Below are 19,924 nucleotides of genomic sequence, written 5' to 3'. Positions count from 1 at the left end.
TTGAAGCAAATAAACCGGTTTTTTATCTGAAGCCTTTAGTAATTGAGTTTAAGAATTGGTTAAGAAAATGGGTTTAATTACTGGTTACGCTTTGTGAGGGATTAGAGAGATCCCATTTTTCAAAGTTTTTGTCATTAAGATGAAAGTGCAAAATTCCGTCGTAAGAATATTCAAACTTAAATGTACTATCCTCATTATTAAACTCGATCTCTTTACCACTGATGTTGTAGTTGTAAGATGTATTGATCGAATCACCCGTGAAATAATGAGCAAAAGTAGGGGATAGAGATGCTTTATTATCATTTTTAAAAGTGATAGTATAAGAAGTAAATAGGTCTTGATACTTGCTCATTATATCTTCTTTGTTAGCATCCTTACTAAAAGTAAAGCCACCCATTTTAAATTGTCCGTCTAGATTTAAGTCTGCATGTTTAAAAATTATATAATTGATGCGAGACAGGTCAAAATCTATTTTTGCGGTACCATCTTGCGAAAGTTGAACAGATAAGCTCTTTTTAAAATCGTTCTGCATTAAAACGATCTTTTTATCATACAGCTCATATTTAAAGTTGTTTCCATTAGTGCCTTTATACATTTCGTTTATTAAAGGAAAGCTTATAGAATCCTGATCTATAATATCAATACTAGCGTTCTTATAATTAAAGACAAAGTTTTTGGTGCTGGTTGTAGTTACATAGTATGCTCCATCTTCAAGGTAATGCCTATCCCCATTATTACACCCCGCTATGAATATTGTAAACAATAAAATGAATATGATTTTGATTGATGATCTCATGGTTAGATTTTTGTAAGATGGTTATTTCTTCAGCGCTTTCTTGATCCCTTTTTCAACAAGAGGAACCATTACTTTGTATCCTGCCGGTGTAGGATGCACACCATCATCTGTATATTTTTTGTCAAGACCTTGCTCTTTATCAACCATTGCAGAGAAGTAGTCTACAAGAGTGATCTTGTTCTTTTTGGCGTAAGCCTTGATCAACTTATTGAGTTTAGCAACGGGTTCAACAGGGTTGATCTCTGGTCGCCATCCCAATGTGTTAGAAGGTACAAGCGTACACAGCACAACGTTGATGTCGTTTGCCTGAGCGATCTCTACCATAGACTGGATGTTATTAAAGGTTTCCTCAACGGTCATTGGTCCGGTATTGTGCGCGATATCATTAATACCGGCAAGGATCACGACAACCTTAGGGTTGAGGTCTACAACATCAGGTCTAAAGCGTATAAGCATCTGCGGCGTGGTCTGGCCACTGATCCCGCGGTCTACATAATGCGTATTTGCAAAAAACTCTGGAAGTTGATATTGCCAACCCTCGGTAATGCTATTTCCCATAAAAACCACACGAGCATCATCTGCAGGAAGTTTTTTTATACTGTCGTTGTGGGCTTCATATTTCTTAAGGTTAGCCCAGTCTTGTGCCATAATCGTAGAAGTGCTTAAAAGTGCTATAGCTAATAGCGAAAGGATTTTTTTCATGATAGATATGTAGTAGTAACTATTATTTATAAAAATGAGTGATGGCTAAATATAATTCATTTTATCTTATTTTTACTTGAATCAATCGATTTAGTCAATTTGCGAATTAGTTCGTTTAATCGCTTCTTTTTAGCCTTTTACACAAAGAATGTAGGGTTGAAATTTAGAAGCATTAAAATTGATCACGATCAACACGCCATAAAACAACCCACCATGAAGAATGTAACTACATTTTTACTTATTGCTCTTATCACATTACTATCTGTCGCGCCGGCAGAAGCGCAAGAGCGCAATGATCATTATATCACAAATCAAGCGCCATTGCTAGAGCAGCGATTTACAGCTTTGCCACTGGGCGATATTAAACCGGAGGGCTGGTTAAAAAAACAGCTAGAGATACAAAGAGATGGTCTTACTGGTAATCTTGACGAAAAGTATTCTCTTGTGGTAGGTGATAATAACGGTTGGCTAGGCGGAACTGGCGATAGCTGGGAGCGTGGGCCATATTGGTTAGACGGTTTAACACCGTTAGCTTATTTGCTAGATGACAAAAAGTTGCAGGCTAAAGTAGAGAAGTGGGTAGAGTGGAGTATAGAAAATCAGCGGGATAACGGCTATTTTGGACCAATTCCTATTAGTGAAGATACACCGCGTATTCCCGGAACTCAACAGACTCCTAGTGAGGATTGGTGGCCAAAGATGGTCATGCTTAAGGTATTGCAGCAATACTATTCTGCTACAAATGATGAGCGCGTGATCAAGTTGATGGATGGGTATTTTAGATATCAGTTAGCCGAATTGCCAAAAGATCCACTAGGCAAATGGTCTTTCTGGGGCGAACGTCGTGGCGGCGATAATTTGCAGATCGTATATTGGTTGTACAATATCACTAAAGAAGATTACTTGCTAGAGCTTGGCGAGCTTATACATAAGCAAACACATGACTGGGCCGGGATTTTTGTGAGTGATGAATTTAGGAATGCAAACCCGTTCATGGATCTGCATTGTGTGAATGTCGCTCAAGGCGTAAAGGAGCCTATGATCTATTATCAGCAAAGTAAAGACACCACGTTTTTACATGCACCAAAGCACGGCTTAGAATCCTTAAAAGCCATTCATGGTTTTGCAAACGGAATGTACGGTGGCGACGAAGCGCTCCACGGAAATAACCCTATACAAGGTTCAGAATATTGCTCTGCGGTCGAACTGATGTATTCTCTAGAGAGTATGTTGCCCGTTTCTGCAGATGTTTATTATGCAGATTATCTGGAGAAGATCGCCTTTAATGTTTTGCCTACACAGCAAAATGATGACTTCACTGCAAAGCAATACTTTCAGCAGCCTAACCAGATCAAGATCACGCATGAGTACAGAAACTTTAGAGACGCTCACCATGGTAGTAATACCGTTTATGGTTTAACCACGGGATATCCATGTTGCTTGACAAACATGCATCAAGGTTGGCCTAAGTTTGCTCAGAATCTTTTTTACGCTACAGCGAAAAATGGTGTTGCAGCATTGGTTTACGCTCCTAGCGAGGTAAATGTAAAAGTTGCTGGAGGCGAAGAGGTGAATATAAAGGAAGAAACAAATTACCCATTTGAAGATGAGATCACTTTTTGGGTTAACCCAAAAAAACAAATAACGTTTGAATTTGTGATGCGAGTGCCACAATGGTGTGATGCACCTATTGTTAAGGTCAATGGAGAAGAAGTGCAAGCAACAGTCTCTGAAGATAATTTCATCACGCTAGATAGAACTTGGAAAAAAGGAGATAAAGTGACTTTAAAATTACCAATGGAGATCAGAACATCTCGCTGGTATGAAAAGTCGGTTGCTTTTGAAAGAGGTCCCTTGCTTTATGCGTTAAAAATAGGTGAGCGATGGGAGAAAAAGACGAATGAGCTATGGCCTGACCCTTTTTATGAAGTTTACCCTACTTCAGACTGGAATTTTGGAATTTCGAGACATGTGTTTGAAAAGCGAGAAATCGAAGTAGAATTTAACGGAATGAAAGAAATGCCGTGGAATTTAGAAAATGCACCTATTACCCTAAAAATGAAAGGAATTCAACTCCCATATTGGAAAGAATATGCAGGTAATCCTGGACCTATGCCTTTTGAGACATTCACAAATCAGGAGCGAGGAGCTGAGAAAATGATAGAATTAATACCTTATGGATGCACAACTATAAGGATTTCGCAATTTCCTGTTATTCATTAATATAAAAGAAATACTAAAATTTCTTTAATTCTTTGCTATAAGGTTTGAAAAGATTAGTATAAATTCGTACCAACTACTAAAACGATTTACTAATGTTTTCGAAACAAGCAAACTATGAAAAAGAAAACGACTGATTCTAGAAGAACTGAGAGTGATTTTAGTCTCAGAAATTCTATTAAGGGATTTATCTCCCGACCGCAAAAAAGTGCATTTTTTGCCTTTTTTATTATGCTTTTAGGGTTTGGCACTGCTCAAGCCGCTGAAGCGATCACGTTACAAGACCCAATTACAGTTACGGGTACTATTACAGATCCTACAGGTATGCCTTTACCTGGCGCTAGTGTGCAAGAGAAAGGAACTACTAATGGTGTGGTAACAGATTTTGATGGTGTTTATTCTATTAAAGTAGCTTCAGCACAAAGTATTCTTGTGGTTTCTTACGTAGGTATGACTAAGCAAGAAGTAGCTGTATCTGCTGATGCACCAGTTAATATTACTATGCAAGCTGAAGCAGAAAACCTTTCAGAAGTTGTACTTATTGGTTACGGTTCGCAACAGCGTAAAGCAGTTTCAACAGCTGTAACTAAAGTAGATACTGAAGACTTTAACCAAGGGGTGGTACAATCTCCATTAGAACTTATTCAAGGTAAAGTTGCTGGTTTACAAATTACAAGAGCAGGTGGTAACAACCCTAACGGTGGTACTGCAATCCAGTTGAGAGGTGTTACTTCTATTACTGGTTCAACGTCACCACTTATTGTAATTGATGGTATTCCTGGTGGTAACCTTGATTTGATTCAGCAAAATGATATCGAGTCTTTTAACGTACTTAAAGATGGTGCTGCTGCTGCGATCTATGGTACACGAGGAACTAATGGTGTAATTCTTATTACTACTAAAAAAGGTAGCAAGGGAGCTGCGTCATTTACATACTCTTCATTTGTGTCTCGTGATTACGTAAACAGCAAACCTAATTTTTTATCTGCTAGTCAATTTAGACAAGCAATTGCAGATGGTATCATTGGTGAAAACAATGACTTAGGTGGTTCAACTGATATTTTTGATGAATTGGTCAATGAGTCTAACCTAACACAATATCACAACTTCGTAGCTTCAGGTGGAACTGAAAAAAGTAACTACAGAGCTTCTTTCTACTATCGTGACGCTCAAGGTATCGCATTAGAGAATGGTCGTGAAGAGTTCGGAGGACGTGTTAGCTTTAACCAAACTGGTTTAGATGATAAATTGACTTTCGCTTCAAGCTTAGCTGTAAACCTAAATGATGCAAACCTATTAGGTGGTGGTCAATTTGGTGCAGTGACAAGCTGGAACCCAACGGCTCCAATTTATGCTCCTTATAACGTTACTGAAGAAGGACAATTAAACAACCCTGGCAAATATGGTTTTTATCAGCCAGAAAATGGTTTTAACCCATTCTCAGAATATGCAGAGCGTTTTAACGAGCGTAAGCAGTTAACATTCTCAGGTGATGCTAAATTATCTTACGAAATAATCGACGGTTTAGTTGGTTCTGTTTTTGGTTCATACCAAAGAAATAACTGGAACGATCGTTACTATCGTACAACTAAAGATTATGCACAGTATAACACAGGTAGTGCATATAAAGGTACTGGTTATGCTTACAAAGGTAATCACGTAGATTACACGCAAACTATTGAGCCTACTATCACATTCAATAAAGCTATAGGAGATAATAACTTCGAGGTTTTAGGTGGATATAGTTATCAGTATTCAGCTACTGAAAACTACTCAATGGATAACAGTGGTTTTACTACTGATGGTTTTGAAGATTGGAACTTTGGTGCTGGTAACGCAATTACTGATACTGATTTGCCAAGACCAAGTTTATCTAGCTTCAAAGAAGACAATACTTTAGTAGCATTCTTTGGACGTTTAAGCTATAACTTTAAAGATCGTTACTTCCTACAGGCATCGTTAAGACATGAAGGTTCTTCTCGTTTTGGCGCAAATAACAAATGGGCAAGTTTCCCAGCTGTTTCTGGTGCTTGGGTTATTTCTGACGAAGAATTTGTACAAGAAGCAGATTTTATCAATAATCTTAAGTTAAGAGCAGGTTACGGTCTTACTGGTAACCAAGGTATTCCTAACTACCAGTCAATTGTAACTCTTGGAACTGGAGGTAAATATCCAGTATTCTTAGATGGTGCAGATGGTGCAACTTACTACCAGACTTACGGGCCAGTAAAAAACCCTAACCCAGATCTTAAATGGGAAACTAAGAAGGAATTTAACATTGGTGTTGATTTTGGATTTTGGTTTAATAAACTTAGTGGATCTATCGATTATTATACACGTCGTACAGAGGATCTATTGTTAAGCTATGACGTTCCACAACCTCCATTCGTACAAGGAAGTATCTATACTAACGTAGGTGATATTACTAACAATGGTATTGAATTAGCGTTAAGCTATAGAGTGTTTGATCAGGGAGATTTCAAATGGAATGTTGACTTTGTAGGTAGTTACCAAAACAACGAGTTGACTACACTTTCAAATCAAATATTCTCAGTTAGTGAGCTATATGGAGGTAACATTGGTAACCCAGGAAACTTAGGTAATGCGATACGTAATACAGAAGGTGGACCTATCGGTGACTTTTATGGTAAGCGTTTTGCAGGATTTACAGTAGACGGTCAGTGGTTATTCCACAAAGCTGATGGTACTATTGGTAGAGCAAGTGATATGACTGAGGAAGACAAAGCGATCATTGGTAATGGTTTACCAAAATATTACGCTTCGTTAACTAACACATTCCGTTATAAGAATTTTGATCTTACTGTATTACTACGTGGTAAGTTCAAGTATGACATTTTGAACACTGTTGATCTATTCTACGGTAACCCAAGTTTATTACCAGGTAACGTACTTACTTCAGCATTGGGTCAATACAGCAATATTTCTGAAGCGCCACAATATTCTGATTACTATCTAGAGAACGGAAACTTTGTGAAGCTAGACAACCTTACTCTAGGTTACAACTTTGACCTTGGAGAGAATAGTCCATTTAGTGCACTACGCGTATTTGGAAGCGCGAGAAACCTTGCAACCATTACTGGTTATACAGGTCGTGATCCTGAAGTACAGGATACTGGTTTATATCCAGGTGTAGATGATAGAAACTTCTATCCTCGTACCGTTACTGTAACTGCAGGTCTTAATGTTAACTTTTAATATTATAAATATGAAGAAGATAAATTTAATTCAGAAGGCTGCGTGCGCGATGGGAATTTTGCTTACCGTTGGGTGTACAGATCTTGAAGAAACAACATATTCAGAGCTTTCAGAATCTAACTTCTATAACACAGAATTAGAGTTGGTTCAGGCTAACCTAAGACCTTTTACACACATGCAAGCTTGGTTAGCATGGTCAGGTCAAAATGGATATTACTATCATAACGAACTTTCTGCTGACCAAACTGCTTGGCCACAAAAAGGACGTCACGGTTATGATAACGCAGATCACATTAGACAACATTATCACACTTGGACTGAGCAAGAAGGACGTTTGAACAATGCTTGGAGATTGATGTGGACCGGTTTAGGTTTTGTAAACACTGCAATCGAGAGTATCGAGGCAGTAGATGCAGAGTCAATTGGCGTTACTCCAGAGCGTTTAGAATCTATTGTAGCTGAAGCTAAAGTGTTAAGAGCTTATCACTATATGAAGATCATGGATATGTGGGGTAATGTGCCAATCGTTACTACAGTTGGAGAACCTACAAATCCTGCTACGGCTCCTAGAGAAGAAGTATTTGCTTTTATTGAGCAAGAACTTTTAGAGAATGTTGAAAAACTTCAACCTTTATCTCAAAAGTTAATAGGACGTATGTCTCGTGCTGTAGGTTATGCTATGCTTTCAGAATTATATCTTAATGCAGAGGTATGGTCTGGAACTCCTCGTTATGCTGAAAGTATCGAGTATTCAGATAAAGTGATCAATGGTGAAGGTGGTTCTTTAACCGGTACTATCGCTTTAGATCAAGATCCATTAGGACCATATAACAATACGAATGAGAATTCTCCTGAGAATATCTTCCAGTTTCCATTTAGCCGTAAAAATGATTTCGGTTATAGCTGGGCATCGTTCTATATGGGCTTTACTAATATGACTGCGGCTTTAGACGTGAACTATAGTGGTAACAATGCATTTGTTGTAATTCCTACTGCATTTGATGCATACAAAGAAAATGATATTCGTAAGCAAGAGTGGTTCCTATTTGGTCCACAATACCGTTATGGTACAACTGAGCCTATCTTAGGTTCTGAAGAGTATAATGGTCAGCCATTTGTTTATGTAAATAACATTCGTAGAAATACTGAAGGTCAAACCGGAGAAGGTTCTATGACTGATGGTGAAGAGAACAGTGGAGCTCGTTTCTTTAAATACCGTTCAGGAACTCAGGATGATCCTAATTATTTAGAAGGAGATTACGTGATCTACAGACTTACAGAAATGTATTTCAATAAGGCTGAAGCGATCATGCGTTTAAACAATGGTAATGCTACTCAGGAAGCTGTAGATCTTATCAACGAAAGTAAAATGCGTTATTTTACTGAAGATGATTGGGCTGCTGAGGCATATACGACTAGCACACTTACAATGAATGAATTGTTAGCTGAGCGTGGTAGAGAATTTATCTTTGAAGGTAAGAGAAGAACAGACCTTATTCGTTTTGGTAAGTTTACTACTGGTTCTTGGTGGGATCACACTCCATCTGGGGATGATCACCTTACAATTTATCCAATTCCATTCAGACAATTACAAGCTAATCCTAACCTTGTTCAAAACCCTGGATACTAAATAGCATATTATGAAGATACTTATAAATTTTTTAAAACCAACGGTACTTATTTTAGTTCTAGCTCTTACCGCGTGTGAGGGAAGAAGAGAGTTTGATGCTATCGTTGAGACAGGTGTAAACCTAGATAAATATGATATTATCTTACTTGAGTCTGGTAATACTCTAGATGTTAGAGCAACGTTTGAGCCTAATGTTGAGCCTCAGCGCGAGTACATCTGGGAGGTTGAAGACCCATCTGTTGCTGATTTGAAGCAAAACGCAGATCAAACAGTAACATTAACGGCTACTGGTTCTGGAGAAACTGTATTGCGTATTACAGCAGCAGACGATCCATCTGTTACTGATACAGCGCCTTTGAAGGTAATCGCAGGTCCTCCTGTTGATATTACTGCTCAAAGTACTATTAGCGTGAATCGCGAAAACAGTAATGGGCCAACTGGTGGAGAGGGATCTCCAAAATTAATTGACAATTCATTATCAACTAAATATTTAGCTGGTTTTTCAACTCCTTTCTATATTGACTTAGAGTTTGAAGAGCCTATCGTTGCAGGATACTACTCATTTACATCAGGTAATGATGCTGCTGGTAGAGATCCTAAAGATTGGGAAATTCAAGGATCTCAGGATGGTACTAACTGGACTACTTTAGATACTAGAACAGACTTTAGATTCTCAGATAGAGTAGAAACTCGTGAATTCTATTTTGATAATAATACAGCTTACAAATTTTATCGCTTAAATATCACAAGCAATAATGGTGCAAGCTTATTTCAGATGACAGAGTGGAGATTATTCCTACTTCCGTTCTAAAGAGATATTTTTAAGGATCTAAAATTGAAAATAGACTAAAGTCACTTTTCAATTTAGGTTCCATAAAATAAAGGCCAGGTCTATATAGATCTGGCCTTTTATTTTTTCAATATCTATTAAAATAATTACTAAAATTATGTGAAAATACTAAAACGATTTAGTATTATTGTATGGTCTTCTAAAACGTTGTATTACATTAAACGATATGAAAAATAACATTCCGGTAGTTCCGAAAAAACTTCTTTTGCCCTTTATTCTCGTGACTTCCTTGTTCGCGCTTTGGGGTTTTGCAAACGCTGTAACAGATCCTATGGTACAAGCATTTAAAAAGGTATTAGAGTTGTCTAATTCTCAAGCAGCGTGGGTACAAATGGCTTTCTATGGCGGTTACTTCTGTATGGCACTACCAGCGGCTTTATTTGTGCGTAAATTTTCTTACAAAACAGGTGTTCTTGTTGGGTTATCCTTATACGCCATCGGTGCTTTGTTATTCTATCCAGCAGCGACAACAGAGATGTTCTGGTTCTTTTGTTTGGGATTGTATGTGCTAACCTTTGGTCTGGCTTTCTTAGAAACCACGGCCAATCCTTATATCCTAGCGATGGGTGATCAAAAAACGGCCACTCAGCGATTAAATTTGGCGCAAGCCTTTAACCCTGTAGGACTTATTGCGGGTTTGCTTGTCGCGAAATTCTTTGTGCTAGATCTGCTGCGATCTGATGATGTAGAAGACTTCTCGCTGCTACCAGAGGCGCAAAAAATATTGATCAAAACCTCTGATCTTATGGTGATCAGAAATCCATATGTGATCTTAGGATTAGTTGTTCTTGCGATCTTGATCTTGATCGCTGTAAACAAAATGCCACAGGCAAAAAGTGAAGGTGGTATACCTGATCTTAAAGTGACGTTTAATGGTTTGTTTAAAAACAAAAAGTACTATCTGGGTGTTCTTGCGCTTGTGCTTTATATGGGTGCGCAGATCATGTGCTGGACGTATATTTATCAATACGCTGAAGCGAAAGGCTTAGAGAGTAATGTCGCTGCAAATTACCAGTTGGTTGCATTTATTCTATTTACCGTAGGCCGCGCTTTAGGAACCTGGTTGTTGCGTTTTATGAGTGCTGGTAAAATGCTTGCTTGGTTCGCAATTCTTGGAGCGGTGCTTACCGTAGGAGTGATAGTTTTTGAAAGTATTATAGGTTTATATTGCTTAGTAGGTGTTTCTACATTCTTATCTGCGATGTTCCCTACAATTTACGGTATTGCTCTTGACGGACTTCAAGAAGAAGAAGCAAAGATAGGTGCGGCGGGTCTTGTAATGGCGATCGTAGGTGGAGCTTTGTTGCCAAAACTTCAAGGAATGATAATCGACTTAGGCGGTACAGGAGTAGACGATACTTCTATAATGGGAGTTAGTGAAATGAATTTTTCTTTCATTTTACCAACCCTTTGTTTTCTTGCCGTTGCCGTGTATGGAGTATGGGTAAGTAAGCGATTGAGCGTTTAAAAGTCAAAAATTGACGGGTGTCAATATATCAAGATAAAGTCATCGATAAGATCATATAGTTTACAGCTTGAGCTAGGGATTTTTAATAAACTGATTTCAAGTTAGAAGTGATGTAGGCAAAGGTCAGGCTTTATTAAGGTCTGACCTTTGGGTTTTAAAATATTGACCCTCAATGCATATAAAACCAACTAATAAATTAATTTTGTAAATATTTGCTTAACTAAAACGGTTTAGTATTTTTGATGTAAGGATTTGTGATGGTATTCTTTGCATTATTCTAAATAATACAGGGATACAGGATATTTTGAAACATCGTTTTAGATAGCATCAAAGAATAGTTTTTAAAATGAAACGAAGAAAATTTATACAGAATACTGCGCTTGCTGGAGGATTAACTATGGTTGATCCTTTGCAGGTTTTAGGTGCAGATAGATTAAATACATTAAAAGAATTTCCAACGGTGCGTGTGCCTAAAGGTCAAAGAAACTTTGAAAGTCATGCGATAGAGAAAGCAATTAAAGAATTCTCTAAAAACGTAAAAGACGAAGAGCTTGCTTGGTTATTCAATAACTGTTTTCCTAATACATTAGATACAACAGTTACATACACCACTCAAGATGGTAAGCCAGATACGTATGTGATCACAGGAGATATTGATGCAATGTGGTTGCGTGATAGCTCAGCGCAAGTTTGGCCATACATGCAGTTTGCTGATGAAGATAAAGATCTTAAACATCTTATCGCAGGTGTGATCAATCGTCAAACGCGCTATATTCTTAAAGATCCTTACGCAAACGCTTTCTATAACGATCCTGAAAAAAGAGGAGAGTGGAGCACAGATATGACAGATATGCATCCTGGCGTTCATGAGCGTAAATATGAGATAGACTCTCTTTGTTACCCTATTCGTCTTGCATATAATTACTGGAAGACTACAGGAGACACAGCTCCTTTTGATGAGAATTGGCACAACGCCATTAAGAATATCATTCAGGTATTTAAAGATCAACAAAAGAAGGAAGACCGCGGGCCATATAAATTTAATCGTAGAACAGCCGTAGCGACAGACACTCGCTCAATGCACGGTTATGGATATCCTGTAAATCCTGTAGGTTTGATCTGTAGTGCTTTTCGCCCTAGCGACGACGCAACAGTTTTTTCTTTCTTGATCCCGTCTAACTTTTTTGCGGTGGTAAGCATGGAGCAGGCGGCAGAGATGGTAGAGACGTTAAAAAATGATTTGGCTTTAGCCAAAGAACTAAGAGCGTTAGCCACTGAGGTAAAAACAGCGCTTGCCGAGCACGCGATATTTGATCATCCTAACCACGGTAAGATCTACGCGTTTGAAATAGATGGTTACGGTAATCGTCTTATGATGGATGATGCAAATGTGCCAAGTCTATTATCGTTGCCATACCTTGACGCAATAGCGGTAGATGATCCTATTTATCAAAACACACGCAGTTTTGTGTGGTCTTTAGATAATCCATTTTTCTATAAAGGTTCAGCTGCCGAAGGTATTGGCGGACCTCACGTGGGTCAAGATATGATCTGGCCTATGGCGATCACCATGCGCGGACTCACAAGTACAAGCGATGCGGAGATCAAAGAATGTATCAAAATGCTAAAAAACACGCATGCAGGCACAGGCTTCATGCACGAAACATTTAATAAAAATAATCCAGAAGACTTTAGTCGTTCTTGGTTTGCATGGGCAAATACCCTTTTTGGTGAATTCTTATGGAAGACCTATAAAGAATCACCAGAGTTACTAGGTTAATTGCGCATAATCACCCCAACAGATTACATGATAAAACGGTCTTTGCAATATGTTACTTTAGCCCTCATGCTCACCGCATGTGTGACTAAAAATGATAAAGCTGCTTCGCCAGCGGTTGCCGATGATGATCTTACACAATACGTAGATCCATTCATCGGCACCGGTGGTCATGGCCATACTTATCCTGGGGTGAGCATGCCATTTGGTATGTTGCAAGTAAGTCCTAACAACGGCAATAACGGTTGGGATTGGGTTTCTGGATATCATTATCCAGACACTTTGATCACTGGATTTACGCATCTTTCGCTTACAGGTACAGGTATAGGTGATCTTTCAGATTTGCTTATTATGCCTTACGGCGAAAAGGTTGAACTCAAAAGCAATTACAGATCAAGAGAAGATCGTCCATATACTTCAGCATTCAGTCATAATAACGAAACTGCAACTGCAGGATATTATCAGGTTTATCTGGAAGACTCAAAGATCAATGCAGAGCTAACCGCTACTGAAAGAACAGCATTTCATAAGTATACTTTTGGCGAAAGCCAGAAAAAAACTGTTGTGGTTGATCTGGGATTTGCAATAAACTGGGATCGCCCGCAAGAAACGCAGCTTACTCTAGAGGACGAAAATACGCTTACTGGCTATCGCTTTAGCAGCGGCTGGGCAAATAATCAGAAGGTGTTTTTTGTAGCGCGTTTTTCTGAGCCGGTTACGCAGATCTCCTTGATCAAAGATGAAGTTTTAGTAGATGCAAAAACGGCTACAGGTAAACAAGTGGCTGGCCAATTATTCTTTGATAACGCAACGACAGATACGCTTGAAGTGAGTGTTTCTATTTCTTCTGTAAGTGTTGATAATGCTAAGGAGAATATGGATAAAATGTCTTTTGCGGAAGCAAAAAGTGCAGCAAAAGATACTTGGAATAAGGCATTAAATACATTACACGTTGAGACTTCAATAGATTCGATCAGGACTAAGTTTTATACATCAGCGTATCATGCGAAATTGGCTCCTACGATTTTTAGCGATAAAAATGGTGAGTTTAGATTATCAAACGATTCTATTGTAAAAGGTGATTTTACAGCATTTACTACAATGTCGCTTTGGGATACGTTTAGAGCACAGCAACCTTTATTAACGCTTACTCATCCTGAGCGTGTGGGCGATATTGTATCTTCTATGCTTGCTTATTATGATGAGCGTGGAGTTTTACCTGTGTGGAATTTATACGGGAATGAGACGAACACCATGACCGGTTATCATTCTATCCCAATTATTGCAGAAGCTTATCTTAAAGGCATTAAAGGTTTTGATATCAATAGAGTCTACGAAGCGATGAAAACCACAATGATTGGAGATGCTCGCGGACTCAAAGAATACAAGGAATATAGTTATGTGCCTTTTGATGCGTATAACGAATCTGTAACTGTAAATCTTGAACTGGCTTATGACGATTGGTGTGTGGCGCAAATTGCAAAAGCACTAGATAAGCAAGAAGATTATGAGTATTTCTTAGATCGCTCAATGTCGTACAAAAAGCTGTACGATAAAGAAACAGGCTTTATGCGTGGCAAGTCTAAGGATGGTAAATCGTGGCATGAGCCATTTGATCCTAGATTTTCTCGTCACCGTGAAGGCACAGATTACACCGAAGGAAACGCATGGCAACACAGTTGGTTTGTGCCGCAAGACCCACAAGGTCTTATTGATCTGCATGGCGGTGGTGATGCATTTGCAACACAATTAGAAGAGTTATTCACGCAATCATCGGAAATTACGGGTGACGATGTTTCTCCAGATATTTCTGGTTTGATAGGTCAATATGCTCATGGCAATGAACCAAGCCATCACATTGCTTATTTCTTTAATAAGGCGGGTAAACCATGGTTAACGCAATATTGGGTAAAACAGATTCTTGATACGCAATACACAACAAAGCCAGACGGCTTAAGCGGTAATGAAGATTGCGGACAAATGTCTGCTTGGTACACTTTCAGCAGTATGGGGATCTATCCTTTTAATCCTGCGAGTACGACGTATGAAATAGGTACACCGCTTTTTGAAAAAGCAGCAATAAACCTTCCAGACGGTAAAACGTTCACTATCGTGGCAGAAGGTGTTTCAAATACAAATTTCTATATACAATCTGCGACGCTTAATGGTCAAGAGTTCAATACAACGACGCTTACGCACGAGCAGATCTTAGCAGGCGGAACTTTAAAATTTATAATGGGCCCAGAACCTAACAAAAACTGGGGTTTAATCTCAACCAATGAATAAAAGAGCAGTACAATATTTAAGTCTTTTAAGTATGGTTTTTCTTTTTTTGGCTTGCGCCGAAAAAGAATCACTAGCGCAAAACACAACTGGAGATTATGTAGCAAATCCTGTGGATTATGTTAATCCGTTTATCGGGACAGCGCCGCTTACAGATCCAGAATTTATAGGATACACACCTCCTAGAAACTGGAGAGTTTGGGCAGGTTTGACATTTCCTGGTTCTGCTTTGCCTAACGCAATGGTACAATTAAGCCCTATCACACAATACGGTAGTGGTGCAGGTTATGAGTATGAAGATGATGAGATCATAGGTTTTACGCACACAAACAAAGGTCACTGGAATTTATGTCACCTTCCTATTTTGCCGGTTTCTAATGGTGCAACTTTTCCTTTTAAATCTAAATTCTCAAAAGAAACCGAAAAAGCTTCTCCTGCATTTTATGAAGTTGAGCTTCAGGATTATGGTGTTAAGGTAAAACTAACCTCTACTTTGAGAGCTGGTGTACACGAGTACACATATAGCAATGCCGAAGATAGAAACATAGTTTTTGATCTATGGCGAGCAAATAACCGAGTGAACGACTGGGAGATCAACAAAGTTTCTGATAACGTAGTTTCAGGTGTGCAACATGTGGGTGGTGATAAGATTCACTTTTATGCTGTTTCAAGCGCAAACATCACAGCACTTGAACAGAAAAAAGAAAAAGAAGGGGGTTATGCTTTACTTAAGTTAGAGAACGGTAGCGAGCCGGTAACTCTTAAAGTAGGTATCTCTTTCGTGAGCGTTGAAAACGCGAAACAAAACCTAGAAACTGAAGTAGGTGATAAGTCTTTTGAAGACATTCATAAAAGTGGTAGCAACGAGTGGAAAGCGCTTTTATCTAAAGTTGAGATCAGCGGTGGAGAAGAGAAGGACAAAGAGATGTTCTACTCTTCGCTTTACAGATCCTTTTTATGGCCAGCGCTTCGCAGTGATGTAAACGGAGATTTTACTGATGATGCTGGTGAAAAACAGAATGAAGAATATCAATACTACACCTTGCCATCTCTTTGGGATACGTATCGTAACAAGGTTGTTTTATTAGGATGGTTACGTCCAGAAGTTACAAGTGATATTATCTCTGGCATGATCAATAAAGGTGAGCTAAGAGGTTTTATGCCTACTTTCTTTCACGGGGATCACGCTGCTTCTTTTATAGCGAGTTCTTACTTACGTGGAATAAAAGATTATGATGTTGATAAAGCATACGAACTTTTGATCAATAATGCGTACAAAGATGGCGGTACACGTCCTCACATTGCTGAATATATCGAGAAAGGCTTTATCTCTGACCCAGATGTTGAAAATCCTCATACGGAGACAAAAGCAAAAGCCGGAGTTTCTAAAACACTTGAATATGCAGTGGATGATTACAGTCTTGCGCAGCTTGCTAAAGCACTAGGAGACGAGGAGCATTATGAGGATTTGATGAAGCGTTCTAAGAATTACAAGAATGTTTTTGACCCAAAAACTAATTTTATGCGTGGCCGTCTTGAAGATGGTTCATGGATTCAAAACTTTAATTCAGAATATCCATACTACGAGTACATGTACAGAGAAGCAAACGCTTGGCAAGTAAGCTTTTTTGTTCCGCATGATATGGATGGTCTTGTAGATCTTTATGATAGCGAAGAGCGTTATGAAGAGAAGTTAGATTCATTGTTTACACTTCCGTGGAATCCTAAGCACATTGCGCGTAACGTGTCTAGCTTTATAGGTCAATATTGCCAAGGAAATCAACCTGATCACGAGGCGCCATTTGCATATTACTTTATCAATAAGCCAGAAAAGTCTCAGAAGATCCTTGATACCATTATTCATGATTTCTACGGAGTAGGAGAAGATGAGTTAGCGCTATCAGGAATGGACGATGCAGGTGAAATGAGCGGCTGGTATGTTTATGCATCTACAGGATTATATCCACTTTCTCCGGTTGATAATGAGTATCTTGTAAGTCTACCGGTTTTTGATAAGGTAAAATGGCATATCGCTGGCGGAAAATCTTTTGAGATCATTCAAGATAGAAACTCAAGAAACTTGGAGTCTATTAAATGGAATGGTGAAAAAGTAGACGGTTACTTCGTGCCTTATGAAAAACTAATTCAAGGAGGAACGCTAGAATTGACAACAAAAAAATAGATGAAAAATCTAACACACGTAATTACGATAATTTGCTTTCTAAGCTTTCCGTTTTTGGGCTTGACCCAAACAACATACAAAACGGCAGAAGGCATTTCTTATCGCACAGAAACTGAAGTTAAAAGCGATGCTTACCTGGCAGAGATGGATCTTATGGATATTCATTATCCTGAGAATGTAGAGGATGCTCCGGTGATCATTTGGTTTCATGGAGGCGGTCTTACAGGTGGTCGTCGTGAAGTTCCTGCAGCGTTAAAGAATTCAGGAAATGTGATCGTGGGTGTTGGGTATAGGCTTTCGCCAAAAGTACAAGCAGCAACCAGCATTGCTGATGCTACGGCAGCTGTTGCCTGGGTTTTTAAGAACATACAGAAGTATAACGGCGATCCTAAAAAGATCTTTGTTTCGGGGCATTCTGCAGGTGGTTATCTTGCTTTAATGGCGATCATGGACAAATCCAGACTAGCTAAATATGACATAAATGCTAATGACGCAGCAGGTCTTGTGCCTTTTAGCGGTCATACGATCACGCATTTTACCATAAGGGCAGAGCGTGATATTCCTGGTGAGCAGCCCATTGTTGATGAATGGGCTCCACTATTTTTTGTGCGTGGAGACGCGCCACCTACCTTGCTAATTACGGGTGATCGTGAGATGGAAATGCTGGGTAGATATGAAGAAAATGCATATTTCTATCGCATGATGAAGGTTGCGGGACAGAAGGAAATAGAAATATATGAGATGGATGGTTACGGTCATAACATGACGCATCCAGCATATCCTTTGTTATTAAATTTTGTAAAAGCACATTCTGATGAAAAATAAGATAACTTACATTTTTGGTCTTTTTCTTTGTATAACTGCGGTGCAGGCACAGCAAACTAAAGTGTCATCTCCAGATGGTAGTCTAGTTGTAGAAGTGGAGGCTGAAGGTGATGTAAGTTATTCTGTGGCTCTCAATGGTAAATCGATTTTTCTAGATAATACACTGAGTCTTGATCTAGGCAAAGATGTTCTAGGTAAAGATGCAAAGCTTAAGAGTTCATCAGTAAAATCTGTTACTGAAACTATTGAGCCTGTAGTGCCAATGAAATACAGTGAGATCGAGAATTCGTATAACCAACTCACTTTAAAATACCGCAAATACGATATTCAGTTTAGGGTTTATGATGAAGGCTTTGCTTATCGTTTTGTGACAAATACAAGAGATTCTCTTGAGGTTAAAAATGAAGAAGCTGTCTTTAACCCTTCCGGGGAATATACTGCGCATTTGCAACAAACTGGTTCTTTTAAAACGGCCTATGAGCATCCTTATACGCATGTGCGTACTTCAGATTTTGGCGAAAGCCAAAAAATGGCGGTGTTACCCGTTTTACTAGAAAGTGACGACACTAAGATCTTGATCTCAGAATCTGACTTAGAGAAATATCCTGCGATGTTCTTAAATGTGAATACGCCAGAGCAATTGAGCGCGATCTTTCCTAAAGATCCTATCGCATTTGGCCCAGATGGAGACCGTAGTTTAAAACTTACTGAGCGTGCCGATTATATCGCAAAGGTGGATGGTAAAAGATCTTTCCCATGGCGTTATTTCTTGATCACAAATGATGAAAAAGATATTCTTGAAAATACGCTTACCGTTAAACTAGCTACTCAAAATGTGCTCGACAACACTTCGTGGATCAAACCTGGGCAAGTAAGTTGGGAATGGTGGAACGGCGCTTCGCCATACGGCGTGGATTTTAAGGCTGGCTTTAATGAAGATACCTATAAGTATTTTATAGATTTTGCTTCAGACTTTGGGATCCCATATATCATCATGGATGAAGGTTGGGCAAAAAGTACAACAGATCCATATACACCTAATCCTACGATAGATCTTTTTGAACTTATCGCTTACGGTAAAGAGCGCAATGTAGATATCGTGCTATGGTTGACGTGGCTTACGGTTGAGAAGAATTTTGATCTTTTTAAGAAATTCAAAGAATGGGGAATCGCTGGTGTGAAAATAGATTTTATGGATCGCAGCGATCAATGGATGGTAGATTATTATGAGCGCGTGGCAAAAGAAGCAGCAAAGCATGAACTTTTTGTTGACTTTCATGGCTCGTTCAAACCAGCAGGTCTTGAGATAAAATATCCTAATATCATTTCTTACGAGGGCGTTCTAGGCCTTGAGCAAATGGGTAGAGCAACGCCAGACAACAGTTTGTATTTACCTTTTATGCGCAACGCAGTGGGCCCAATGGATTTCACTCCCGGTGGAATGATCAATATGCAGCCCGAGTTCTATCATAGCGTGCGTCCTAACTCTGCCGCGATGGGAACAAGAGCTTTTCAGATGGCGTTGTTTGTGGTTTTTGAAAGCGGTGTACAAATGCTAGCCGACAACCCTACAAACTATTATAAAGAAAAAGAATGTACTGAGTTTATCACTGCCGTACCAACCACTTGGGATGAAACAAAGATCCTTGATGCCAAGATAGGTGAATATGTCGTGGTAGCTAAGCGCAAAGGCGAAGAGTGGTTTGTAGGAGCGATCACTAATAGCAAAGAACAAGAGCGTGAGTTTACGGTAGATCTTAGCTTTTTGGATGCATCCAAAACCTATAACATGACCGCTTTTAAAGACGGAGTAAATGCAGGAAGACAAGCGCTAGATTACAAGAAAGAACAAACAACAGCAACAACTAATAATACAATAACACTAACCCTGGTGAAGAATGGCGGTTTTGCTGCCAGGCTTTCGCCAAAATATTAAACAACCTAACCAAAAAAGTATAAAAAGTGCTAACCAGCT

The 19,924-nt window shown here is 39.0% G+C and carries 12 protein-coding genes; 10 read left to right on the top strand and 2 right to left on the bottom strand.

Going from position 1 to position 19,924, the window contains the following annotated elements; translation table 11 throughout:
- Window positions 1-73: 73 nt before the first annotated feature.
- Both ACZ5L8_RS09380 and ACZ5L8_RS09375 read right to left on the bottom strand, forming a co-directional pair.
- The gene (locus ACZ5L8_RS09380) at window positions 74-796 is read right to left on the bottom strand and encodes a hypothetical protein (protein WP_464436899.1); all 723 of its coding nucleotides are present in this window, start codon (window positions 794-796) and stop codon (window positions 74-76) included.
- Between the two features lie 21 nt (window positions 797-817).
- Complete coding sequence (locus ACZ5L8_RS09375; RefSeq protein ID WP_464436897.1) at window positions 818-1,498, bottom strand: GDSL-type esterase/lipase family protein; 681 nt, start codon at window positions 1,496-1,498, stop codon at window positions 818-820.
- Window positions 1,499-1,711: 213 nt separating this feature from the next.
- Here ACZ5L8_RS09375 and ACZ5L8_RS09370 point away from each other — a divergent pair, with 213 nt between their 5' ends.
- The 10 genes from ACZ5L8_RS09370 to ACZ5L8_RS09325 all read left to right on the top strand — a co-directional run bounded on the left by ACZ5L8_RS09370 (window position 1,712) and on the right by ACZ5L8_RS09325 (window position 19,885).
- Window positions 1,712-3,721, top strand: a complete 2,010-nt coding sequence (locus ACZ5L8_RS09370) for a beta-L-arabinofuranosidase domain-containing protein (protein WP_464436895.1) — start codon at window positions 1,712-1,714, stop codon at window positions 3,719-3,721.
- A gap of 114 nt (window positions 3,722-3,835) precedes the next feature.
- Complete coding sequence (locus ACZ5L8_RS09365) at window positions 3,836-6,934, top strand: SusC/RagA family TonB-linked outer membrane protein (protein ID WP_464436893.1); 3,099 nt, start codon at window positions 3,836-3,838, stop codon at window positions 6,932-6,934.
- Window positions 6,935-6,944: 10 nt separating this feature from the next.
- Entirely contained in the window at window positions 6,945-8,564 is a 1,620-nt protein-coding gene (locus tag ACZ5L8_RS09360; protein WP_464436890.1) for a RagB/SusD family nutrient uptake outer membrane protein, read from the top strand.
- Between the two features lie 10 nt (window positions 8,565-8,574).
- Window positions 8,575-9,375 carry a discoidin domain-containing protein gene (locus ACZ5L8_RS09355; protein WP_464436888.1) on the top strand — a complete coding sequence of 267 codons (801 nt, stop codon included), beginning with the start codon at window positions 8,575-8,577 and terminating at the stop codon, window positions 9,373-9,375.
- A gap of 205 nt (window positions 9,376-9,580) precedes the next feature.
- The gene (gene fucP / locus ACZ5L8_RS09350) at window positions 9,581-10,882 is read left to right on the top strand and encodes an L-fucose:H+ symporter permease (protein ID WP_464436886.1); all 1,302 of its coding nucleotides are present in this window, start codon (window positions 9,581-9,583) and stop codon (window positions 10,880-10,882) included.
- 346 nt (window positions 10,883-11,228) lie between these two features.
- Window positions 11,229-12,662 carry a glycoside hydrolase family 125 protein gene (locus tag ACZ5L8_RS09345; RefSeq protein WP_464436884.1) on the top strand — a complete coding sequence of 478 codons (1,434 nt, stop codon included), beginning with the start codon at window positions 11,229-11,231 and terminating at the stop codon, window positions 12,660-12,662.
- A gap of 27 nt (window positions 12,663-12,689) precedes the next feature.
- Window positions 12,690-14,945: a GH92 family glycosyl hydrolase gene (locus ACZ5L8_RS09340; RefSeq protein ID WP_464436882.1), complete on the top strand. Its 2,256-nt coding sequence runs from the start codon at window positions 12,690-12,692 to the stop codon at window positions 14,943-14,945.
- Window positions 14,938-17,124 carry a GH92 family glycosyl hydrolase gene (locus ACZ5L8_RS09335; protein WP_464436881.1) on the top strand — a complete coding sequence of 729 codons (2,187 nt, stop codon included), beginning with the start codon at window positions 14,938-14,940 and terminating at the stop codon, window positions 17,122-17,124. The genes ACZ5L8_RS09340 and ACZ5L8_RS09335 overlap by 8 nt, the downstream gene beginning before the upstream one ends.
- Complete coding sequence (locus tag ACZ5L8_RS09330; protein WP_464436879.1) at window positions 17,125-17,949, top strand: alpha/beta hydrolase; 825 nt, start codon at window positions 17,125-17,127, stop codon at window positions 17,947-17,949. It begins immediately after the preceding gene.
- A complete protein-coding gene (locus tag ACZ5L8_RS09325) occupies window positions 17,939-19,885 on the top strand; it encodes a glycoside hydrolase family 97 protein (RefSeq protein ID WP_464436877.1) in 1,947 nt (648 codons plus the stop codon). The genes ACZ5L8_RS09330 and ACZ5L8_RS09325 overlap by 11 nt, the downstream gene beginning before the upstream one ends.
- Window positions 19,886-19,924: the final 39 nt, after the last annotated feature.

The sequence above is a fragment of the Leeuwenhoekiella obamensis genome (assembly GCF_055391795.1).
The sequence above is the reverse complement of the archived record's forward strand: the minus strand, read 5'-3'. Positions and strand labels throughout refer to the sequence as shown.